Source organism: Leifsonia sp. PARNA 1/14 (assembly GCF_055720965.1).
The window spans coordinates 136,888-158,524 of record NZ_JBVQSP010000004.1; the positions used below are offsets into that span (position 1 = coordinate 136,888).

The 21,637-nt window shown below is 69.7% G+C and carries 18 protein-coding genes; 7 read left to right on the forward strand and 11 right to left on the reverse strand.

What is annotated here, in order from left to right:
* Positions 1 to 4: 4 nt before the first annotated feature.
* The gene (locus AC0HS0_RS12265) at positions 5 to 1,147 is read right to left on the reverse strand and encodes a hypothetical protein (protein WP_472964301.1); all 1,143 of its coding nucleotides are present in this window, start codon (positions 1,145 to 1,147) and stop codon (positions 5 to 7) included.
* A gap of 1 nt (position 1,148) precedes the next feature.
* On the reverse strand, positions 1,149 to 2,093 hold the full coding sequence (locus tag AC0HS0_RS12270; protein WP_472964302.1) for a glycosyltransferase family 2 protein: 945 nt from the start codon (positions 2,091 to 2,093) through the stop codon (positions 1,149 to 1,151).
* A gap of 85 nt (positions 2,094 to 2,178) precedes the next feature.
* Here AC0HS0_RS12270 and AC0HS0_RS12275 point away from each other — a divergent pair, with 85 nt between their 5' ends.
* Both AC0HS0_RS12275 and AC0HS0_RS12280 read left to right on the forward strand, forming a co-directional pair.
* Positions 2,179 to 3,378 (forward strand): glycosyltransferase family 2 protein, encoded by a 1,200-nt coding sequence (locus AC0HS0_RS12275; protein ID WP_472964303.1) that lies wholly within the window; start codon positions 2,179 to 2,181, stop codon positions 3,376 to 3,378.
* Positions 3,378 to 4,358 carry a glycosyltransferase family 2 protein gene (locus tag AC0HS0_RS12280; RefSeq protein WP_472964304.1) on the forward strand — a complete coding sequence of 327 codons (981 nt, stop codon included), beginning with the start codon at positions 3,378 to 3,380 and terminating at the stop codon, positions 4,356 to 4,358. Before AC0HS0_RS12275 ends, AC0HS0_RS12280 begins: the two co-directional genes overlap by 1 nt.
* A gap of 12 nt (positions 4,359 to 4,370) precedes the next feature.
* Here AC0HS0_RS12280 and AC0HS0_RS12285 read toward each other — a convergent pair whose 3' ends face one another.
* From AC0HS0_RS12285 to AC0HS0_RS12305, 5 genes are all read right to left on the reverse strand, one after another.
* Entirely contained in the window at positions 4,371 to 5,591 is a 1,221-nt protein-coding gene (locus tag AC0HS0_RS12285) for a hypothetical protein (protein ID WP_472964305.1), read from the reverse strand.
* Positions 5,592 to 5,665: 74 nt separating this feature from the next.
* Positions 5,666 to 6,628, reverse strand: a complete 963-nt coding sequence (locus AC0HS0_RS12290; protein WP_472964306.1) for a glycosyltransferase family 2 protein — start codon at positions 6,626 to 6,628, stop codon at positions 5,666 to 5,668.
* 2 nt (positions 6,629 to 6,630) lie between these two features.
* Positions 6,631 to 7,110, reverse strand: coding sequence for a GtrA family protein (locus AC0HS0_RS12295; RefSeq protein ID WP_472964307.1), 480 nt, complete (start codon positions 7,108 to 7,110; stop codon positions 6,631 to 6,633).
* Entirely contained in the window at positions 7,107 to 8,072 is a 966-nt protein-coding gene (locus AC0HS0_RS12300; protein ID WP_472964308.1) for a Gfo/Idh/MocA family protein, read from the reverse strand. The genes AC0HS0_RS12295 and AC0HS0_RS12300 overlap by 4 nt, the downstream gene beginning before the upstream one ends.
* Complete coding sequence (locus tag AC0HS0_RS12305) at positions 8,069 to 9,169, reverse strand: DegT/DnrJ/EryC1/StrS family aminotransferase (RefSeq protein WP_472964309.1); 1,101 nt, start codon at positions 9,167 to 9,169, stop codon at positions 8,069 to 8,071. Before AC0HS0_RS12305 ends, AC0HS0_RS12300 begins: the two co-directional genes overlap by 4 nt.
* 87 nt (positions 9,170 to 9,256) lie before the next feature.
* On the opposite strand from AC0HS0_RS12305, the gene AC0HS0_RS12310 reads away from it, so the two are divergent.
* Positions 9,257 to 9,982, forward strand: coding sequence for an LbetaH domain-containing protein (locus tag AC0HS0_RS12310; RefSeq protein WP_472964310.1), 726 nt, complete (start codon positions 9,257 to 9,259; stop codon positions 9,980 to 9,982).
* Between the two features lie 28 nt (positions 9,983 to 10,010).
* On the opposite strand, the gene AC0HS0_RS12315 is transcribed toward AC0HS0_RS12310, so the two are convergent.
* Positions 10,011 to 12,614, reverse strand: coding sequence for a GH25 family lysozyme (locus tag AC0HS0_RS12315; RefSeq protein WP_472964311.1), 2,604 nt, complete (start codon positions 12,612 to 12,614; stop codon positions 10,011 to 10,013).
* Positions 12,615 to 12,829: 215 nt separating this feature from the next.
* On the opposite strand from AC0HS0_RS12315, the gene AC0HS0_RS12320 reads away from it, so the two are divergent.
* Complete coding sequence (locus AC0HS0_RS12320; RefSeq protein ID WP_472964312.1) at positions 12,830 to 14,902, forward strand: FG-GAP-like repeat-containing protein; 2,073 nt, start codon at positions 12,830 to 12,832, stop codon at positions 14,900 to 14,902.
* Between the two features lie 28 nt (positions 14,903 to 14,930).
* Here AC0HS0_RS12320 and AC0HS0_RS12325 read toward each other — a convergent pair whose 3' ends face one another.
* From AC0HS0_RS12325 to manA, 3 genes are read right to left on the reverse strand one after another with little or no spacing between them, the layout of a single operon-like run.
* Positions 14,931 to 16,220: an O-antigen ligase family protein gene (locus AC0HS0_RS12325; RefSeq protein WP_472964313.1), complete on the reverse strand. Its 1,290-nt coding sequence runs from the start codon at positions 16,218 to 16,220 to the stop codon at positions 14,931 to 14,933.
* A gap of 10 nt (positions 16,221 to 16,230) precedes the next feature.
* Positions 16,231 to 17,580: an O-antigen ligase family protein gene (locus AC0HS0_RS12330; RefSeq protein ID WP_472964314.1), complete on the reverse strand. Its 1,350-nt coding sequence runs from the start codon at positions 17,578 to 17,580 to the stop codon at positions 16,231 to 16,233.
* 14 nt (positions 17,581 to 17,594) lie between these two features.
* On the reverse strand, positions 17,595 to 18,770 hold the full coding sequence (gene manA / locus AC0HS0_RS12335; protein WP_472964315.1) for a mannose-6-phosphate isomerase, class I: 1,176 nt from the start codon (positions 18,768 to 18,770) through the stop codon (positions 17,595 to 17,597).
* Positions 18,771 to 18,882: 112 nt separating this feature from the next.
* On the opposite strand from manA, the gene AC0HS0_RS12340 reads away from it, so the two are divergent.
* From AC0HS0_RS12340 to AC0HS0_RS12350, 3 genes are all read left to right on the forward strand, one after another.
* Entirely contained in the window at positions 18,883 to 20,061 is a 1,179-nt protein-coding gene (locus AC0HS0_RS12340; protein WP_472964316.1) for an acyl-CoA dehydrogenase family protein, read from the forward strand.
* A gap of 84 nt (positions 20,062 to 20,145) precedes the next feature.
* Positions 20,146 to 21,108 (forward strand): UDP-glucose 4-epimerase GalE, encoded by a 963-nt coding sequence (gene galE, locus AC0HS0_RS12345; protein WP_472964317.1) that lies wholly within the window; start codon positions 20,146 to 20,148, stop codon positions 21,106 to 21,108.
* Positions 21,109 to 21,293: 185 nt separating this feature from the next.
* Complete coding sequence (locus AC0HS0_RS12350; RefSeq protein WP_082518918.1) at positions 21,294 to 21,617, forward strand: WhiB family transcriptional regulator; 324 nt, start codon at positions 21,294 to 21,296, stop codon at positions 21,615 to 21,617.
* Positions 21,618 to 21,637 lie beyond the last annotated feature (20 nt).

Genomic DNA, 21,637 nt, shown 5'->3' on the forward strand with positions numbered 1-21,637 from the left:
CAGCCTATCGGGCTCCGATCGCGGCCGTGCGGCGACGGCGGGCGACCTCGTACGTCGCGGCCTGGAGCAGTTCACCGAGCAGGAGCACGCCGAAGATCCAGACCAGGTCACCGGTGGGAACGACGGCGAGCGTGGCGGCGAAGGTGATGACGGCGACCGTCGCGCGCAGGATCGTCAGCAGCTTGGCCTCGCCCATCCGGCGCAGGCTCGCGAACGGGATGGTCGTCGCCAGAGACGCCGCGCGCCACAAGCAGGCCGCGATCAGTGGGACGAGAGTGGCGCTGAGTGTCCAGTTGCTGCCGAAGATGAACCCGAAGACCCCGAGCAGCTCGCAGATCACGATCACGATCAGAGCTCCCAGAGTCGCGGCCGCCGACAGCGCGATGTCCAGCGGAGCGTGATGCTTCAGAAGGCGCAGCCGCATGAAGTTGAGCGGGATCGCCAGCAGGCCGGAGACGGTGGAGATCGACGCGAAGAGCACGGCGTGCAGGGGGCCGAGCAGCCCCAGGATCGCGACGTTCAGGAGCGGATAGACGCCACCGGTGATGCCGACGTCCGCGACCACCCAGGCCATCACGCGGGGCTGAGGCGCCGACGCGGTGTGCGCGACGGGCATCGAGCGCACCACCGTGGCGCCGAGGATCCCCGCCACCAGCGGGATCATCGCCCAGGGCGCTCCGGCGAACCCGGCGAGCACACCGATGAGGGCGCCCGCCCCGACCGACAGCGCTGCCCAGAACTCCCGGCCGTCGAGCCGTTCTGCGACAGAGACGCCTCGTCCCACCTCGAGCGAAGCGACCAGGACGGGCAGGGCTATGCAGACCACGACCGCGGAATGGTAGCCGATGGCCACCGCGAGGGCGGCGAGCACGGACAGCAGCGCGAGCCAGCGCGGGAACGTCACCCGTCGCGCCGTACCGGCGGAGCTCAGTCGCGACTCGACCACGACGGCGAAGGTCAGCTGACCGGCGAAGGTGGCGAGCATCGCGGCGACCGAAATGGCGCCCTGCTCGGGGAGTGTGAAGAGCCGGGACGCGATGGAGATCGTCGCGGGCGGGATCACGGCGAGCGAGACGCCGCCGACCAGCGTCACGAGCGACATCGCCGCTCGGCGCAGTGTGATCTCCGGAGGGAGGTCGTCCGTCACCTCACGCCCTCCGATCCGACACCCGCAGGCGCAGCGACTCGACGAAGCCGATCGACCGGTCGACACCGGGGACGTGCCGGGAGCGGCGTGCCGCGCGGGCGCCGGCACGCCAGCCGGCGAAGCGACCCGCGGTCGAGGCGGCGTCGCGCGAGAGCAGCAGGTCGCCGGCGCACACGATCAGCTCGGTGAGCACGGCGCGCAGGCCGTATGCGCCGCCGACGACCCCGTACGCGCGCAGCAGATAGCCACGGCCGAAGCCGGCACGCCGGCGCTGCACCGACGACCCTCGGCCGGAGCTGGCGCCCCCGAGGTGGATGCCGCGTGAGGCAGGGACCGGGACCGTCGACCACCCGGCGTTGCTGAGGCGGAGCGCGAGGTCGAGCTCCTCGCCGTACATGAAGATGCCCTCGTCGAGCAGGCCCACCTCGTCGAGCGCCGACCTCCGGAATGCCGCCACGGCGCCGTACGGCCCGAGCAACCGGTGACCGCCGCCCGCCAGCGCCTCCTCGACGGAGGCGCCCGCGAACCGCACGAATCCCGCCATCGTCGGGTCGGCGGTGAGGCCGTAGGCGTCGACACGGCCGTCCGGCTTGAGCAGCAGCGGCACCGCGCTCCCGGCACGCGGCGAGGCCTGGAGCGCATCCACCAGCGCTTCGAGCATCCCGCTCTCCGCCGTCACGTCGTTGTTGACCAGCACCACGATGTCGCCGTCGCCGTGCGCGATGCCGGCGTTGCACGCGGCGGCGAAGCCGCGGTTCTCGCCGAGCTCCAGCAGTTCCGCCTCCGGGTGCGCCTCGCGGAGGCGGGCGGCGCTGTCGTCCGGGCTGCCGTCGTCCACGACGATCACGCGATGCGGGACCGTCTGCGTCGCGAGGGAGTCGAGACAGGCACTGCTGAGGCGCCAGTTGCCGTAGACGGGTACGACGACGTCGATGGCTGCGGTCACCGGCGGGTCATCCTTTTCACGACACCCACTATCGCATCTCTTGCTGCTTGTCCGTTCTGACGTGCTGTACCACGTAGGATTCAACGTGTCTATCCATCTGCCAGAGAGCCCCGAACACATGCAAAGCGTGGACATCGTCGAGCTGTCGATCGTCATGCCGTGCCTCAATGAGGCCGAGACGCTCGCCGTGTGCATCGACAAGGCGCAGTCCTATCTCACGCGCAGCGGCGTCTCGGGCGAGATCATCGTGGCCGACAACGGCAGCACCGACGGATCGCAGTCGATCGCCGAGGAGCACGGCGCGCGCGTCGTCAACGTGTCGCAGAAGGGCTACGGGTCCGCCCTCATCGGCGGCATCGCTGCAGCACGCGGAACCTACGTCATCATGGGCGACGCCGACGACAGCTACGACTTCTCCGACCTCGACGCGTTCCTCGAACGGCTTCGCTCCGGTGACGACCTGGTCATGGGCAACCGGTTCCGCGGAGGCATCGCGCCGGGCGCCATGCCTCCACTGCACCGCTACCTGGGCAACCCGGTGCTCTCGAACATCGGCCGGCTCTTCTTCCGTTCGCCGATCCGCGACTTCCACTGCGGGCTGCGAGGGTTCAGCCGCGATTCGATCATGAAGCTCAATCTGCAGACCAGCGGCATGGAGTTCGCGAGCGAGATGGTCGTCAAGGCCTCCCTGGAGGGGCGCCGGGTGAGCGAGGTCCCCACGACTCTCAAGAAAGACGGCCGCTCCCGGCCTCCGCACCTGCGCAGCTGGCGCGACGGGTGGCGGCACCTGAGGTTCCTGCTCATCTACAGCCCGCGCTGGCTCTTCCTGGTGCCGGGCACCGTCGCATTCCTCATCGGCATCCTCGGCACCTTCCTGCTCAGCCTCGGTCCTCTGACGATCGGCGACGTCGGGTTCGACATCTCCAGCCAGGTGTACTCCGCCGCGCTCGCCGCCGTCGGCTACCAGGCGGTCCTGTTCGCGATCCTCACCAAGATCTACGCCCAGCACGAGGGATTCCGAATACCGCGCAGCCGCAACTTCGACCGCCTGGAGCGGCGGATCAGCCTCGAGTCGAGTGCGGTGGCCGGCCTGATCCTCTTCCTGTCCGGTCTGGCGATCGCGGTCGTGCAGTTCGCGCTCTGGGCCGGATCGGGCTTCGGGGCGATGGACGCCTCGACCACGCTCCGTATCGCGATCCCCGCCGCGCTCTTGATGATCCTCGGCGCCCAGACGATCATGGCCGGTATGTTCCTGGGCGTGCTGTCGGTGGTGCTGAAGCGCTGATGTCGCAACCTGCCGGGCTGAGCGTCGCTCTGGCCACCTACAACGGTGCGCGCTACGTCGACGAGCAGATCGAGAGCATCCTCTCCCAGGTACCGTCTCCCGCCGAGCTGGTGATCGCCGACGACGGGTCGACCGACGGCACGGTGGAGGTCGCGCTCGCCGCCTCCGCGCGCCACGACCTCCTCCCGATCGTTCTCGGCCCGGCCGGCACGGCGGGCGTGACCGCGAACTTCGAACGGGCGATCGTCGCCACGTCCCGCCCGCTCGTCGCCCTCAGCGACCAAGACGACCGGTGGCACCCCGGCCGGATCGCCGCGCTCACCGCGCGCTTCGACGCCGACGCGTCCCTGCTGCTCCTGCACACCGACGCGCGACTCGTGGACGCCGAGGGTGCACCGCTCGGTCGCACGCTCTTCGAGTCGCTCGAGGTCGGCGACCACGAGTTCGCCGAGGAACAAGCCGGTCGGGCGTTCCACGCCTTCCTGCGTCGCAACCTCGCCACGGGCGCCACCGTCGTCTTCAGGCGCTCACTGCTCGAGGCGGCGCTGCCCTTCCCCCGCGAGTGGGTGCACGACGAGTGGCTCGCGATCATCGCGGCCGCAGTGGGCGGAGTGGAAGTCGTCCGGGAGCCCACCATCGACTATCGCCAGCACGGGGCCAACGAGATCGGTGTCGCGGCGCCGACGCTGGCGCGCAAGGTCTCGCGCGTGCTCGAGCGACGCGGCAGCCGCAATCGCGACCTGGCGACCCGCTTCGCGATCCTCGCCGACCGCTTGGCCGCCCTGGGGGAGCGCGTGCCGGCGGACTATCGGGCCGCGGCCCGGTCGAAGGCTGCTTTCGAGAAGCGCAGAGCGGCGCTGCACCCGGCCCGGCTCCGGCGCTTCTTCCCGGTCGTCCGGCTCGCGCTCACGGGCGAATACGGGCGGTATGCCAGCCGCGGACGCGCGGACATCCTGCGCGACCTGCTGCAGCCGGCCTAGTCGCTCGGCTCCTCAGCGGGCCGCACGGCGGCGACGGAAGGCGAGGAGCACGCCTCCCAGCACCAGGGCCAGTATCGCGGCGACAGCCGGGCCGGAGATGTCCGAGCCGCTGTCCGCAAGCTCGGCCGTGCCTGTCGAGTCCGAGCCGCTGCCGGAACCGGTCGTGGTTGCGACGCCCGGTTCGATCGTGAAGGAGGTCGTTCCCGCGAACTCCACCGTCGGGTCGCCTCCCTCGCGGAACACCAGGGAGCCCGAGGCGAAGCCCGACGTGATCGTCGGAAGCGCGAACGTGAAGGTGACCGTGCCGTCGGCGGCGATGGTCTGCAGTGCCGACACTCCGACGTTCCACACGCGCAGCTGAGCGCTGACCCCGGCAGCCATGCCGGAGCACGTGACGGTGATCGTCTCACCGCCGGTGTAGCTCGGCTTGTCCGGCTGGCAGGGAGCGGACGGGGCCATGTACGTGAGCGATCCGGCGTAGGCCTGCTGCTCGCCCATCGCACCCGTGTACTGGAAGCCCCACGCGTTGTTGCCCTGCCCGATCTCGAACGTGCACGACATGATCGGATCGCCCGGATTCACGACCTTCGGCAGGGTTCCGAAGCACTGGTCGCTGAAGGGGACGAGCGCCGCGGTCGCGCGCGTGATGGTCACAGGCGTGTTGCCGTTCCAGCTCAGCGCGAGTCGCACCTGCGGCCGGAACAGACCCGGATAGCTGAGCAGTTGCGGGTCCGGGATGGTGGTCAGCCAGCCCGTCGCGGGCGGCGGTGCCTGCACCGCGAAGTCGTTCGAGGTGAAGGCGTAGTCGACGCCGAAGTACGGGAACGAGACCACCGTCGTGTCCGGGCCCGCGGTCGGGAAGGACCCCGCAAGGGTCAGATCCAGCACGCCGGCACCCGAGCCGAAGGTCGGCGAGACATAGCAGTTGATGGACGTTCCGGGAGCGATCGTCCCCGCGCACTGGTTCGCCGGCGTCGTCGGGGTCACCGAGTCGAGCGTGTAGGTCTCGGTGTCGTTGTTGGTGATCGTCAGCGTGAGCAGCGTGTTCCCGGAGGTCACGTCCGTCTGACTGGCGGCATCCAGAGGGCGTTGCTGCGGCCCCTGATTCGTGTTCAGTTGGTAGGTCGCGCTCACGTCGATGGTGGTGGCCGCGCTCGCCGGCGCCGCCGTCACGATGATCGATCCGAGAGCCAGCGCGCCCACGATGACAGCCGGCAACAGTGCCTTCTTCATTCGACCCCTCCCCGAGTCCAACGTGAGAGAGCTTACAGAAAAGGCACTGTCGGGTCTATTTTCTGCTTCGGAGCCTACTTCTTGGTGAAGGGCGTGTAGGTCGGCTTCGACGGGCTGGCCTGGATGTCGAGTTGCAACGCGGATATCAGCATCTGCGTGCCCAGCATGAGCGGAAGAGCTGCGAGCATCACCGTCGCGGCCGTCGCCACGACCGACGCGGCGATCTGGAAGCACACCCAGATGGCGACGCCCAGGCCGAAGAGGAAGAGAACGATTCCGAGCACCAGGAGCAGCGCGATCGGAGAGAACGACCACAACACGTAGCGATACCAGATGCGCCGCCAGAAGCCGCGGGTCAGGAGGCTGAGCAACTCGGGCACGACGCGGCCGAGTTTGATGCTCGACACCTCCTCGCCGTACACGGCGGGGATCGGGACGTCGATGGCCGGCACCTGGAGGATGTTGAGATGGATCAGCAGGTCGTTCTCGAACGAGTATCGACGGGCCACGTGGTCGAGGGGAACGCGCTCGAGCACGTCCGTCCGCACGGCGGTGTAGCCGTTCTGCGGGTCGAACAGGTGCCAGTACCCGGAGGCGAGCTTGGTCAGGAACGACAGCATGATGTTGCCGAAGATGCGGTAGCGCGGCATCCCGCTGAACGATTCCGGTGCGAAGAAGCGGTTGGCCTTCGCGAAACCGTAGCCTTCGACGGTGACGTGGTCGAGCAGGGCCGGAAGGTACGCCGGGTCCATCTGGGCGTCGCCGGCCATGATGACGTTGACGTCGGAGCCCAGCTCCATGGCGACGCGGTGGCCCGTGATGATCGCGCCGCCGACGCCCTGGTTGACCTCGTGGCGGATGAGGGTGACGCGCGGGTCCGGGTTCGCCTTGACGACGCCGCTGGTGTCGTCCGGGCTGTGGTCGTCGACGATCACGATGTGGTCGACGAACTCCGGCATGGTGTCGATGACCGTGGCGATCATCTTCTCTTCTTTGTAGGCGGGCACCACTGCGGCGATCCGTGCGCCGTTGTACATCCTCAGTCCTCTCGGGCGGCCTCGGCGGCCGTGCTCGATCGTCGGGGCCCGGCAAAGACCCAGTAGCGGTAGGCGAAGTAGTTCCACACCGTCGTCACAGCGGTCGCGATGACTTTGCCGCCCGCCCAGCTGAGCGGCGACTGGTCGACGAGGGCGACGATGAGGGATGTCGCCACGGTGTTCACGACGACCAGAAGAGTGTACTTGATCAGTGCTGGGCCGTGCGGGACCTGGGAGCTGAAGCCGACGATGCGCTGGATCGTGTACGTGAAGGCGAAGCTCACGACGAACGCGACGCCGGCGGCGAGCCAGGTCACCCAGCCGAACACCTCGTGGAAGAGCCAGAGCAGCGTGAAGTCGACGATGAACGCCAGGCCGCCCGCGATGAGGTAGCGGATGACAGAGTGCTGGAAGAACGCCTTCACCGGGTGGAGGCGCTTCTCCTCCGCTGTGGGCTCGTCCGCGGCGGCGGGCAGGCTCATGCTCGGACGACGGGCCGGCCGGCGATCACCTGGTCGATGACGCGGTGCGGCGCGAGGATCGTGCCACGCTCGGTGGCGGCGTCGACCGTGCCGTCGATCACGTCGAGGAACCGGCCGAACTGCGTGGTCAGCGGCTCGACGGAGGTCACCAGCTCCGGAATCTCGATGACCGTCTGCTGGCGGTAGCCGCGGCCTTCGTCGACCGAGTTCTCGGACACGTGGTGGTAGACCGTGACGTCGCGGCGCAGCAGGTCGACCTCGATCAGGCGCTCACGCTCGTAGATCGAGAGCTGGCGGATCTTGCGCTGGCCCACGCGGCTCGCCGACACGTGCGCGATGGCGCCGCCCGGGAAGTCGAGCAGCGTCTCCGCGACATCCTCGGCGTCGGCGAGGGAGTCGGGGTGGAAGTGTCCGAGCCGGGACTCGACGTTGCCGGGCGCGGTGCCGATGATGCCGATCGCGAGGTCGACGTCGTGCACCAGGAGGTCCCAGGCGACGCCGGTGCGGATGCGCGGCGCGTAAGGGGAGTGGCGGGTGGCGGTGACGTGCACCGGCTCGCCCATCAGCTCTTTGGCGGTCATGATCGCCGGGTTGTAGCGCTCGAGGAGGCCGCACATGAACGGCAGGTCGCGCTCGTCGGCCAGGGCCAGGATCTCCTCGGTGCGGAGCAGGCTGTCGGCGACGGGCTTCTCGACCAGCAGCGGGGTGTCCTGCGACAGCACCTGCAGCGCGAGGTCGTAGTGCGCTTCCGTCGCGGCGGCGACGACGACGCCGTCGATGTCGGAGAGGTCGGGCAGCTCGGGCATCCAGGTGGCGCCGAAGCGCTCGGCGACGGCCGTGCCGACGGACTCGCGCGGATCGACCAGCACGGCGAGCTCCGATCGCGGCGACTGCGCGATGACGCGGGCGTGGTGGCTGCCCATCGTGCCCGCGCCGACCAGGGCGATGCGGGTGACGCTCATGCGCCGGCCACCTTGCGCACGGCGGCGACGATCGTGGAGAGGTCGTCATCGGTGAGGGCGTTGTGCACCGGAAGCGAGACCACCTGGCGGGCGACCTGCTCGGCGACCGGGGCGTCTCTGCGCAGCACGCGCGGGTGATCCCGGTAGGCGTCGTAGTCCCACAGCAGCCGCGGGTAGTAGACGCCGGCGCCGATGCCCTCGGCGGCGAGCTGCTCGACGAAGGCGTCGCGGTCGACGCGGGCCTCATCGGTGACGCGGATGGTGAACTGGTGCCAGACGTGCGAGCGGCCGGGCAGCTCGCGCGGCGCCACGACACCGGGGACGCCCTCCAGACCCTCAATCAGGCGTGCGGCGTTGCGCTTGCGGGTCTCGACGATCGAGGCGTATCGCGCCAGCTGCGGGAGGCCGAGGGCGGCCTGCAGGTCGGTGAGACGGTAGTTGTGGCCGGCCATCTCGTACACGTAACGCGCGCGCATACCCTGGTTGCGCATCACGCGCAGCCTGTCGGCGAGCTCGTCGTCGTTCGTGGTGATCAGACCGCCCTCGCCGGTGGTGAGGTTCTTGGTCGCATAGAGCGAGAAGGTGCCGAGGCCGTAGCTTCCCGCGAAGCGGCCGTCGTAGGTCGCGCCGTGCGACTGCGCCGCGTCTTCGAGGATCTTCAACCCGCGCTCGGCGGCGAGCTCGGCGATCGGGGCCATGTCGGCCATCTGACCGTAGAGGTGCACAGGGAGGAGCACCTTGGTCGACGGGCCGACGGCCTCCCGCAGCGACGCGGGGTCGACGTTGAAGTCGTCGAAGCGGATGTCGGCGAACGTCGCCGTCGCGCCCGCCTCGAGGATCGCGTTGAGCGTCGCCACGAATGTGAACGGCGAGGTGACGACCTCGTCGCCCGGCTGCAGGTCGAGCGCCTGCAGAGCCGCCACCAGAGCAGTGGTGCCGTTGTTCACCGCGATCGCGTGAGGGACGCCGTGCATGCGGGCGAACTCGTCTTCGAGCCGCGCCACCTTCGGGCCTTGAGCGATGGATCCGGAGCGCAGGACTTCGAGGACCTCGCGCTCCTCGTCCGGACCGAAAGAGACCGTCGTGATGGGGATCATGGAGCCTTCGTGTGGTTATAGTGCGTGAGTGCGGGAAAAGTATGCGCTGCCACCTTACCTTGTCTCCGTGGGCGGAGGATCCGACCGGTGAGCGACCGCGGAAACTCCATCCACCCCACCGCTCTCATCGACGGCGACGTGCGAATGGGGAGGGGCAACACCATCGGTCCGTTCGCGGTGATCACCGGCCCTGTCGAGCTGGGCGACGGCAACTGGATCGGCACCGGCGTGGTCATCGGCGCGCCTCCGGAGGTGCGCTCGTGGGGGCATCCGGAGGACGCTGAGGAGCGCTCCAGCGGCAACGGGATCACGATCGGCAGCCGGAACGTCTTCCGCGAGTACGCCCAGATCCATCAGGGCTGGCACGACCGGACGCTCATCGGCGACGACGCGTTCATCATGAACCAGGCGTACGTCGCGCACGACTGCCTGCTCGGCGACGGCGTCACGCTCGCCTCGAGCGTTCTGCTCGCCGGCCACGTGCGCGTCGGCGACGGCGCCAACCTCGGGCTCGCCACCTCCGTTCACCAGCGGCGTTACGTCGGCCGCGGCGCGATGGTGGGGATGGGCTCCGTCGTCACGCGCGACGTTCCTCCGTGGTCCAAGGCCTTCGGCAACCCCGCCCGCATCCAGGGCGCGAACACGGTCGGCATGGGTCGTGCCGGGATCGGCGCCGACGCGATCGATCTCCTGCGTGCGGTCTACGAGCCCGGCGTCGTCTCCGGCACGTTCGACCCGCGCGGTCTCGACGCGCTCGCGCAGGGCGAGCTCGCCGAGACCATCGCGGAATGGCGGGAGGCCACCGCCGGCTGAGCCGAAGACGGCCCAGCCGGCTTCCGGCTCAGCCGAACTGGTTCCAGCTCGACCCGGACACGACCGCGCCGGAGTAGCCCAGCGTGTTCGGCACTGCGGCGGTGCCGCTGCCCGGGTAGTAGAGGAGGCCGCCGTCGGGTCGCACGCCGAGCAGGTCGCCTCCGCGTCCTGTGGCGGTGTCGCCAGTCCCGGTGATCGTGCTGAAGATGTTCCAGCCGGACCCGACGACCACGGAGTTCGCGAGGCCGCTGGCGCCGCTCACCCCGGTCTTGCCGTTCCCGGCGAACAGCCACAGCGTTCCGTCGGGTCGCACGGCCACGACGTCGGCCTTTCCGTCGCCGTTCGCGTCTCCCGTCGAGACGATGCGCGAGAACGCGTCCCAGCCGGACCCCACCACGACACCCGCCCGCAGCCACGACGTGGACGACGGCGTCTGGCGGACTCCCGCGTAGAAGTACAGCGTGCCGTTCGATGCAGTCGCGAGGATGTCCGTCGTCCCGTCGCCGTTGAAGTCGCCCGCGGCGATCTTCGTGAAGCCGTTCCAGCCGGACGGGCCCAAGCGGATCCCGCTCGAGAAGGTCGAGGGCGACGCCGCGTTGACCGTCCCCGTGCCCGGGTAGAGCCACAGGCTGCCGTCGGTGCGCACTGCGAGGAGGTCGGAGCGGCCGTCTCCGTTCATGTCGACGCCGCCGAGGATGGTCGTGAAGTCCGTCCAGCCCCAGCCGACGCGCACACCCGCCTTGTAGCTGCGGTTGACGCCGCCCGTCGAGCCGTTGCCCTGGTAGAGCCAGAGGTTGCCCGCGGTGTCGGTCGAGATGATGTCGGGTGCGCCGTCATTGGTGAGGTCGCCCGCACCGATGACGCGGTTGAAGATGCTCCAGCCAGAGCCGACGGTCTGCGGGCTGCCGAACGCGGGCTGCGTGAACAGGCCGCCCGCGTAGTAGAGCAGCGCACCGGACGAGGTGCGGCTGAGCAGATCGGGCCTGCCGTCGCGGTTGGCGTCGCCCGCGACGATCAGGAGGTCGCTCGCCGCGAGGCCCGGCGCACTGATCCGGACTCCGGGCTGGATGCCCGACCGTGATCCGCGGTAGAGCCAGAGCGAGCCGTCCGGCCGGAAGCCGACCAGGTCGGACCAGCCGTCCTTGTCGAGGTCGCCGATACCGAGCACCTGCGAGAACTGGTTCCAGGAGGTGCCCACCTGCACGCCGGCGTTGTAGCCGGTGCTCGACCCGTCGACGTGTCCGCTCCCGGTGTAGAGCCACAGAGTCCCGTCGGGCTTACGGCCCAGCAGGTCGGGGATGTGGTCGCCGTTGATGTCGCCGGCGGGGATGACGTCGGTGAACGCGTCCCAGCCCGAGCTCAGCGTGACCGCGTTGCCGAAGCCGGTGCTCGCGCCGTTGATCACGCCCGTGCCGGGGAACAGCACCGTGGTGCCGTTGGTCTTGCGGGCGATGATGTCGGGTCTGCCGTCGCCGTTGACGTCGCCCGCGGCGATCATCTCGTCGTAGATGCCCCAGCCGGAGGCGATCTTGACGCCTGCCGCGTACGTGGCGGCGCCTCCGCTCGACCCGGTGCCCGCGTAGAACCAGAGCGTGCCGTCCGGTCGCCTGGCCAGCAGGTCGGGCTTGCCGTCGCCGTTGAGGTCGCCGGCGCCGATGACCGGTTGCGGCATGGCACGGCCGGTGATGGCGAGCTGCTGCAGTGCGGCGGTGCTGCCGTTGAAGACGTCCTGGTCACCAGGGAAGATGCCGGCGTCGGCCCACTGCCACATCGTGTACGCGCCCCACCCGGCCGGGAGGGTGCCTGCACCGTCGGAGACGTTGTTGGGATACCGCGCGATGAACAGCGGGTTGATGCCGAACGCCGCGCTGTTGCCGGTGCAGCGCGTCCACCAGTCGGTGGTGGAGTAGATGGCGGGGTAACGGCTGGTCCGCTTGAAGACGGTGTTCGAGAAATCGGCGATCCACGACACCATCTGGCCTGCGCTCAGACCGTAGCAGGTGGCGCCGTACGGGTTGTACTCGATGTCGAGCAGGGGCGGCAGGGTGCGTCCGTCCTGCGTCCAGCCTCCTCCGTTGTTCACGAAGTAGTTGGCCTGATCGGCACCGGAGCTCGTGTTCGGCGTGGCGAAATGGTATGCGCCGCGCGTGAGGCCGGCCGCATAGGAACCGTTGTACTGGCTGGCGAACTGGCTGCTCACGTAGTCCGTCGCCTCTGTCGCCTTGATGTAGACGAATTTCGCGCCGTTCGCCGCGACCTGCGGCCAGTTGATGCTGGTCTGCCAGCCGCTGACATCGAGGCCGGGAAGCCCCGGTGGCACGGCGTTAGGGGACGCCGTCGTGTTCGGGCCGACGGCCTTCGGCTTCGCGGCGCCCGGGTCGTTCTTCGGGATCGTGGATCCCATTGCGTGGTCGCGGGCCCTGTTCTGCGTAGCGAGGTCCGGGTCCGTGCCTGTTATCGACGGGGTCGCGGGCCCGGTCGGCGACGCCGAGGGCGTCGGGGTGGGCGCAGGCGTCGCCGCCGCCGTCGTCGCCGGGCCGGGCGTCGGCGTCGCTGTCTCGGCGGTCGCCGGGGCGATGCCCGCGCACGTCACGAGGACCGCCGCGGCGACCGCCGTGGCGATTGAGATCAAGGGTGGGAATTTGGTGTGCATCGGAAGCCTCCCCGCTCGGGATGCGTCGCGGCGACCCGGGTCGGCTGGGGCGCTCGCGCACGACGATGGTATACGCCGACCCGTCGGCCGTCTCCCGGATCCACGCGTGTTCGGCACGAACAACCCACAAATGGGGGCAGAAGGCGCGTCGTGGCCGCCTGCTACCCTGACCGCGAGCCACTCAGGAGGTCACGGTGAACAGGATCACCACAGCGTTCATCTTCGTCGCCGTGATCGCGACAGTCGCTTTCGGCGCGGTCGCGGCCGATCCGGCGGCGGCCGACGGCGCGTCGCCGGGTGGCTCGTCGCCGTCCGCCGTGCCCTCCGCCGTGCCGTCCGCTCCGCCCGCCACCGCGACCGCGTCGCCCAAGCTGGCCGGCCACCCGCACAAGCGCACCTGCTCCGACCCGAAGCCGGGACGCGCCTCGTGCTTCGCCGAGGTCGTCGAAGGAGTCGCGTCCCCGTCGGTGGGCGCGCCGACCGGGTACGGGCCCAGCGATCTCCGCTCGGCCTACAACCTCACGACGGCCACCACCGCCGGCGTCGGGGCGACGGTCGCCGTCATCGACGCCTTCGACCTCCCCACCGCCGAGTCGGACCTCGCGACCTACCGCGCACGGTTCGGCCTGCCGGCCTGCACGACCGCCAACGGCTGCTTCCGCAAGCTCGACCAGCGCGGAGGAACCGCCTACCCGTCGGTCGACCCGGCCCACCGCTGGGGGCCGGAGACCGCGATCGACCTGCAGATGGTCAGCGCGTCGTGCCCGAACTGCCGCATCATGCTCGTCGAGGCGGACAGCGATCTGCTGTCCAACCTCGGCGCGGCCGCCCAGACGGCCGTGACGCTCGGCGCGAAGTACGTCACCAACTCGTACGGCGCGGTCGACGCAGGCGACTTCAGCGGATTCGACCACTACTACAACCACCCGGGCGTCGTCGTGACGGCCTCCAGCGGCGACGCCGGCTATGGGACGCAGTTCCCGGCCTCGTCGCAGTACGTGGTCGCGGTCGGCGGCACCTCGCTGTCTCCGGTCGCCAACCCGGCGCCGGGCGCGCGGGCGTGGACCGAGTCGGCGTGGAGCGGGGCGGGCAGCGGCTGCAGCTCGTACAGCCCGAGCCCGGCGTGGGAGACCGGCACCGGATGCACGACCAAGGCCGTGTCCGACATCTCCGCCGTCGCCGATCCCAACACCGGCGTCGCGGGCTTCGGCCCCACGCCCAACGCGCCCTACACCTCCGCGTGGCAGGTGTTCGGCGGCACCAGCGTCTCGTCGCCGCTGATCGCGGGGATGTACGCCCTCGCCGGCGCCCCGGCCGACGGCACCTACCCGGCGTCGTACCCGTGGGCCAAGCCGTCGGCGCTGTTCGACGTCACCGCCGGCACCAACGGCACGGGCTGCACCCCGGCGCTCATGTGCGCGGCCGGGCCGGGTTATGACGGACCGACCGGCCTGGGCACACCCAACGGCGTCAGCGCGCTCGCGGCGGCGTCGCCCTCTACTGCGGCGGAGGCGATGGGCGACTTCAATTCCGACGGTTCATCCGACGTCCTCGCCAGGAGCACCTCAGGAGCCTTCTACCTGTATCGCGGCAACGGCTCGGGAGGCTGGCTCTCTCCGGCTTCGCTGGCCGTCGGCTCGGGCTGGAACGGCATGACCGCGCTCCTCTCGCCCGGCGACTTCGACGGCGACGGCCGCAACGACGTGCTCGCGCGCGACTCCTCCGGGCTGCTCTGGCTCTACCCCGGAGACGGTGCGAGCGGGTGGCTGCCGCGCAAGCAGGTCGGCTCGGGCTGGGGCGGTATGACCAGGATCATCGCCGTGCACGACTTCAACGGCGACGGCGCCGCCGACGTGGGGGCGATCGACACTGCAGGGACCTTCTGGCTGTATCCCGGCGACGGCCACGGCGGCTGGCGGACCCGCCAGCAGACCGGCTCCGGCTGGGGCGGCATGACCGCAGTCCTGGGCATCGGCGACTTCAACGGGGACGGCCAGCCCGACATCCTCGCGCGCGACGGCTCTGGACGGCTGTGGCTCTACGGGCACACCAGCACGGGGTGGAAGTCGCCGGCGATCGTGGGCACCGGCTGGCAGACCATGACCGCGATCGTCTCGGTCGGCGACTTCGACGGCGATGGACACGACGATGTCATCGCGCAGCGCTCCGATGGCGTGCTCATGCTCTACCCGGGCAACGGCCGAAGCGGTTGGGGAACGCCGCGGGCGATCGGCTCCGGGTGGGGCATCATGTCCTGGATCGGCTGATCCACCGCCGGCGGTCTGTCGCCGGCGGTCAGGCGCCGTCGCGGTGGGGGAGTCGTAGCCGCCAGCTCATCCCCTGCGACGCCTTCACCGTGCAGATCACCAGCAGCATCCACCCGGACTCGATCAGGATCGAGCTCTCGAAGACGCTGGTGACCAGCAGGGAGACCAGTACGAGCGGCGCCCAGGCGTAGACGACGCTGCGGCGGTTCGACGCGAGCAGCCAGGAACGGCTGAACGCGAGTGCGATCAGTGCGACGAACAGCAGCAGGCCGATGAAGCCGACCTGGAGGTAGACATCCAGATAGGCGTTCAAACCGTCCGCGTGGTAGACGCCCGTCGCATCCTGGATGGCGTTGAACGGGTAGAGATCGGTCGGCCACGAGCCCACCCAGCCCCAGCCGACGATCTGGTTGATCGGGATGAGCTCCCAGATCTGGATCCAGAGCTTGTAGCGCACCTGGAAGTCGGCGCGGGCGTTCAGAAGGTCGATCACGCGCGTGCGGTAGATGTACGCGGTGACGAGGACGGCGATCGTCAGGACCGCGAGCCCCCACTGCACCAGCGTGCGGCGATGCGCGGGGACTTTGCGCAGCAGGTAGAGCGCGAGGGTCGCGAAGCCCACGACCACCGACACGGCCGCGATCACGGGGGAGTGCGCCAGCAGGATGCAGAGGGCGGCGAGCGTGATCGAGTACGCCGCGAGCTGCGGGCGCACCGAGCGCGTGCGCAGCTCGACGAGGAACGTGACGAACGCGATGAGAGCGACGATGCTGAGCGCGTTGCGGGAACCGAAGAGCCCCTGGATCGGGCCGCCCGCGGCGATGTTCCCCGCGATGCCGAGGAAACGGATGGGCACGTCGAGCAGCAGGCCGCTGAGGATCTCCAGGGCGAGCGACGCGGTGAGCAGCGCGCGGAGGGCGTCGCCGACGACCCGGACGATCTGGATGGCGTCGCGCACGAGTGCGATGTAGACGGCGAGGAACGCGAACAGCAGCTGGTAGACCACCCCGCCGAGGGTGGCCAGCTGGTAATCGCTCCAGATGAGCGAGAGCGCGCACCAGCCGACGAAGAGCAGCGCCGAGACCGGCAGCAGGCCGTGCCACTCGATGAGCTTGCGCTGGGCGATGAACGACAGCGCGGCCAGCACGGCGACCGTGCTCAGGACCCCGATCAGGCCGGGCCAGCCGATCACGGCGCGGATCGCGTGTGTCGAGAACCCGGTCACGACGGCCAGCAGCGCGAGCGTGGAGGTGAATCTCGCCGATCCGAGGAACTCGGTCACCGCGGGCGGCACCAGAGTTCGACGCGGTTCGGCCATGAAGAGAATCCTACGGCGCAGACTGCTTGGTCTTCACGGTGATCACCACGAGGAGTGTCCAGCCCGCCTCGATCAGGATGCGGCTCTCGGCGAGACTCTGCGCGAGCAGGGCGGCGAGGAGGAGCAATGGCAGCAGCGTCAGTGCCGTGTACGGCAGGTCGTCGCCCGCGGCGAACCGCGGGCGGTCGACGGCCTGGAACCACGACCTCCAGAGTGTGCTGATGATGAGCAGCGCGAAGATGACGAGGCCGACGATGCCGAGCTGCAGCCAGACGTCGAGCCACGCGTTGTGCGCCTGCAGGTAGACGACGCCGCCGCGTTCGGCGAGGTTCTTGAACGGCTCGACCCACGGCGCCCAGTAGCTGACCCACCCCCAGCCGAACGCCGGCCGCTCCTGCGCCAGGTGGATGACCGAGTTCCAGATCGTCAGCCGGCCGGTGAGGTCCTCGCTCTTGCCGAGCAGCGCGGGGATGCGGGAGGCGAACAGCACGACGGCGAGCACGACGACGACGACCAGCGTTGCGGCCGTCAGGTAGACCGGCCTGCGGCGCTCGGGGCCGACTCGGCGGGTCCACAGCGCGAAGCCGAGCACCACCGCGGTGAACACGGCCGCGACGATGACCGTGGAGGAGCGGGTGAGCGCGAAGGTCACGACCGAGACGACCAGCCAGGTGATCGCGGTACCGCGTCGGATGGTGCGGTCGGCGAGCTGGATGCCGAACACCAGCAGGGCGAGCAGGGCGATCATCGCGAGCAGGTTGCTGTTGCCGACGATGCCCTGTATCTGACCGCCGTGGAACAGCAGGTCGCGGCTCCAATAGAAGGCGGCGGGGAGGCGGCCGGACGGCACCGGCTGCGCCGGCGTGAGCGGGAGGATCGGGTGCCGCACGAAGACCGCCACGATCAGCTCGAACAGCAGCGAGAGGCCCAGGATCCAGCGGAACGCGTTTCCGAGCGCGGTCAGCAGCGCCTGCCAGCTCAGGCAGAGCGCCAGGAACACGGCGCCGGCGGTCGTGGCGAACTGGGCCACCAGGCCCAGAGCGGTCGCGCCGGGGTAGGCAGACCAGGCCAGCGAGACGACCGCGAGAGCGAGGAAGAGAACCAGGGTCTTCGGCGTCTTGCGCCAGCGGAACGCCGGACGGATCCGGACCAGGAAGACGATGCTGCCCACCGCCAGCAGGGCGGCGAGCACGAAATAGCCCGGCCAGCTGATCAGGTTGCGCCAGAAATCTCCCGCGAACAGCGTGAAGAGCAGCAGAACGGCGAACACCGACGCGCCGGTCCCCGACGCCCCGCGCGCGGTGCGGATGCGTTCGCGCAGCGACAGGCCGCTGGACGGCACGGGCCTCGGGCTGCTCACCCCCGCAGAATAGCTCACCGGTTCGGCGTCGCGAGGAAGAGCGTCCCCGCACCGCCGACGACCGTGAGCCTGCGCTCGTCCGCCGTGACCACGGCGGCCTCCCCGCGCTCCAGGCGCAGGGCCTCCGTCGCTCCCTCGACCTCCACGTCGCCGGCCGTGCAGAGCACGATCGCGGTGCCCGGTATGTCGACGGACGCCGACGGCACGTCGCCGCCCACCTCGATGCGGATGAGGCGGAAGTCCGGCACGTCGGGGACGAACTCCTCGACGCCCGGCGCCGGCCGCTCGCGCACCATCGGCGTCACCGCGAACGGCGCGAAGTCGAGGATGCGAACCAGCTCGGGGACGTCGATCCGCTTGGGAGTGAGACCGCCGCGCAGCACGTTGTCGGAGGCGGCCATCAGCTCGATGCCGAGCCCGCGGAGGTAGGCGTGGATGTTGCCGGCCGGCAGGTAGAGCGCGTCGCCCGGGCGCAGGGCGACCCGGTTGAGGAGCAGTGCCAGAACGATGCCCGGGTCGCCGGGGAAGGCGGCGGCGAGCATCCGGACCGTGTCGGCGTCGACGGCCTGCTCGTCGTCCGTCTCGGGTGCCCGCTGCGCTGCGGCGACCACCGCGTCGACCACGTCGGCGACCTCCGGAGCCCCGCCGAGCAGCCACTCGGTCGCCCGGCGCAGCGCGTCGGCCGGATCGCCTTCGAGCGACGCGGCGAACGCGGCGACCGCCGGGTCGTCGCCGGCGAGCCTCTCCAGCGCGGCCCGGCTGTGCGCGGGCTCACGGAAGCCGCAGAGCGCGTCGAACGGGTCGGAGAGGGCGAAGATCATCTCCGGCTTGTGAAGCGGGTCCTTGTAGTTGCGCTCGGGGGAGTCGGGCGCGAGTCCTTCCGCGTTCTCACGCTCGAACCCGGCGCGCGCCTGCGCAGACGACGGGTGCGCCTGCAGCGACAACGGGCTCGCGGCGGCGAGCACCTTGAGCAGGTACGGCAGCTTTCCCGCGGTCGCCTCCCACTGCGCCAGGTCGGTCGCGCCGTCCGTCTGGGTGGAGTCGAGGATCCGGGCGGGCGAGCCGGGATGCGCACCGAGCCACAGCTCGGCCTCCGGCGCACCGCTGGGCGTCGTTCCGAGGAGGCCGGCGATCGCCGTAGTGGATCCCCACGCGTAATCACGCGGGGTGTTGCCGATGCGCACAAACATCCGTCGTCTTCCCTTCGATGCGGTTAGACCAAAGTACCAATCGCTTTGCCGCGCTCCCGGCCGTTCCCTAGGCTGACGAAGCCTCTGCCCGACCGGACGCAATGGAGCACACATGGCCTTCGAGACCCTCGCCAGCGACTTCTACGGCTTCGAGAACCTCCTCACCGAGCGCGAGAAGGAGTTCCTCGCCGACCTGCGCGCCCGCCTGGAGGGCGAGATCAAGCCGATCGTCAACGAGTACTGGGAGCGGGCGGAGTTCCCCCACCAGATCATCGACGTGCTGCACGGCGCTGGCACGATCGGGCTGGGCTTCGCCGAGACGGCCCCGTTCGAGAACTCGGCGGTCTTCCGCGGCTGGGTGGCCCTCGAGCTCGCCCGGGTCGACGCTTCGGTCAGCACCTACGTCGGCGTGCAGAACGGCCTCGCACTCGGCGCCGTCGGCGTCTGCGGCTCGGCCGAGCAGCGGGCGGAGTGGCTGCCCAAGCTGGCGAGCGGGGAAGTGCTCGGCGCGTTCGGGCTCACCGAGCCCGACTCCGGGTCCGACTCGGCACAGGGCCTGCGCACGGTCGCGACCCGCGACGGCGACGACTGGATCCTCAACGGCTCCAAGCGCTGGATCGGCAACGCGACGTTCAGCGACATCACCGTGATCTGGGCGAAGAGCGCGGAGGACGGCCAGGTGAAGGGCTTCATCGTCCCGACCAGCACGCCGGGATACTCCGCGACGAAGATCGAGGGCAAGCAGTCCCTTCGCATCGTCCAGAACGCCGACATCACCCTCGAGAACGTCCGCGTGCCGGAGTCGCTGCGCCTGCAGAACGCCAACAGCTTCCGCGACACCGCGGCCGTACTGCGCCTGACCCGCGCGGAGGTCGCCTGGGCCGCTGTCGGCGTCGCAGTCGGCGCGTACGAGGCGGCGCTGCGCTACGCGAAGGAGCGCGTGCAGTTCGGGAAGCCGATCGCCAAGCACCAGCTCATCCAGGATCTCCTGGTGAAGTCGATCGGGGACATCACGGCCTCCATCGCGCTGTGCACCCGCGTCTCGCAGATGCTCGACGACGACGAGCAGCGCGACGAGCACTCGGCGCTCGCCAAGGCGTTCGCGACCGCCCGGATGCGCGAGACCGTCGCCCGCTGCCGCGAGCTCATGGGCGGCAACGGAATCGTCATCGACTATGACGTCGCCCGTTTCTTCGCCGACGCGGAGGCCCTCTACTCCTACGAGGGCACGCGCGAGATGAACACGCTCATCGTCGGCCGCGCGATCACCGGCGAGGCCGCGTTCGTCTGACGGTCCGTCGGACGCCTGAGCGCCCTTCGTGCGGACGATAGGGTTTCCCACGACCCCTTATTCCGTTCGAGGCTGGAGGACGCCGTGGCGTGGTTGGTGACCGGAGGGGCCGGATACATCGGCTCCCACGTTGTGCGGGCGTTCCTCGCCGAGGGCATCGATGTCGTCGTCGTCGACGACCTGTCGAGCGGCCACGAGGAGTTCGTGCCGTCGACCGTGCCTTTCTATCGAGGCACCATCCTCGACGGAGAGTTGCTCGAGCGGATCTTCCGCGAGAACACCGTCAGCGGCGTCGTGCACGTCGCCGGCTTCAAGTACGCCGGCGTCTCGGTGCAGCGCCCGCTGCACACGTACGAGCAGAACGTGACCGCCACGGCGATACTGCTCGCCGCGATGCAGGAGGCGGGGGTCGACGCGATCGTCTTCTCGTCCTCCGCTGCGGTGTATGGGACGCCTGACGTGGAGATCGTCACCGAGGCGACGCCGAAGAACCCGGAGTCGCCGTACGGCGAGTCCAAGCTGATCGGGGAGTGGCTGCTGCGCGACCAGGGCGTCGCCGTGGGGCTCCGTCACACCTCCCTCCGGTACTTCAACGTCGTCGGCTCGGGTGACCCGTCGCTGCGCGACACGAGCCCGCACAACCTCTTCCCGCTCGTCTTCGACGCCCTCGTCGCCGGGCGCACGCCGCGCATCAACGGCGACGACTACGCGACGCCCGACGGCACCTGCGTGCGCGACTACATCCACGTCGCCGACCTGGCCGTCTCGCACGTGGCGGCGGCGAAGCGCCTCGACGCGGGCGAGCCGGTGGAGGCCGTCTACAACCTCGGCAGCGGCGACGGCGTCAGCGTGGGCGAGATCATGACGACGGTCGCCTCCTTGACCGGAATCGCCTTCACCCCAGAAGTGGGGCCTCGACGTCCGGGCGATCCGGCGAGGATCGTTGCCTCGGGAGAGCTCGCAGCCCGCGATCTCGACTGGAAGATGCGCCACACTCTCGACGAGATGGTAGGCACCGCCTGGGAAGCACGCCAGTCGGCGTCCTGAATCCCGACCGGCGGGGGTAGACAGGTCGGGCGTGTCGTGATCGTTGTCGTTCGTCGGCGCGTCGTGAAGTCTCGACCAGGCGTTAAGGCTTTACGATTCGCGACTTGACTGGAGCGAATGACAACGGTGTAATTATTTCGACACGACAAACGTGTCGCTGACAGTTCAAGGGTGGGGAGACCGATATGGCAATTCCTGAATATCGTTCTGGGGTACCCGACGACTGGTTCATCGATCCGGTGCGACTCGGGGTTCCGGGAGTCCGGGCGGCGGGTGTCGACGACGACAACCCTCTCGCCTGGCAGTCCGACGCCCTGTGCGCGCAGACGGATCCCGAGGCGTTCTTCCCCGAGAAGGGCGGCTCGACGCGTGACGCGAAACGGATCTGCACCTCGTGCGAGGTTCGGTCCCAGTGCCTCGAATACGCCCTCTCGAACGACGAGCGTTTCGGCATCTGGGGCGGGCTCTCGGAGCGCGAACGTCGCAAACTCCGCAAGCGCGCCGGCTGACCAGGTCGAATACGCGCCGC

Bases quoted from the DNA above. Each gene is read 5' to 3' on its own strand.
- AC0HS0_RS12295 (WP_472964307.1), bottom strand. From the start codon at position 7,110: ATGAGCCTGCCCGCCGCCGCGGACGAGCCCACAGCGGAGGAGAAGCGC.
- AC0HS0_RS12325 (WP_472964313.1), bottom strand. From the start codon at position 16,220: ATGGCCGAACCGCGTCGAACTCTGGTGCCGCCCGCGGTGACCGAGTTC.
- AC0HS0_RS12350 (WP_082518918.1), top strand. From the start codon at position 21,294: ATGGCAATTCCTGAATATCGTTCTGGGGTACCCGACGACTGGTTCATC.
- manA (WP_472964315.1), bottom strand. From the start codon at position 18,770: ATGTTTGTGCGCATCGGCAACACCCCGCGTGATTACGCGTGGGGATCC.
- AC0HS0_RS12300 (WP_472964308.1), bottom strand. From the start codon at position 8,072: ATGAGCGTCACCCGCATCGCCCTGGTCGGCGCGGGCACGATGGGCAGC.
- AC0HS0_RS12305 (WP_472964309.1), bottom strand. From the start codon at position 9,169: ATGATCCCCATCACGACGGTCTCTTTCGGTCCGGACGAGGAGCGCGAG.
- AC0HS0_RS12280 (WP_472964304.1), top strand. From the start codon at position 3,378: ATGTCGCAACCTGCCGGGCTGAGCGTCGCTCTGGCCACCTACAACGGT.
- AC0HS0_RS12290 (WP_472964306.1), bottom strand. From the start codon at position 6,628: ATGTACAACGGCGCACGGATCGCCGCAGTGGTGCCCGCCTACAAAGAA.
- AC0HS0_RS12340 (WP_472964316.1), top strand. From the start codon at position 18,883: ATGGCCTTCGAGACCCTCGCCAGCGACTTCTACGGCTTCGAGAACCTC.
- AC0HS0_RS12285 (WP_472964305.1), bottom strand. From the start codon at position 5,591: ATGAAGAAGGCACTGTTGCCGGCTGTCATCGTGGGCGCGCTGGCTCTC.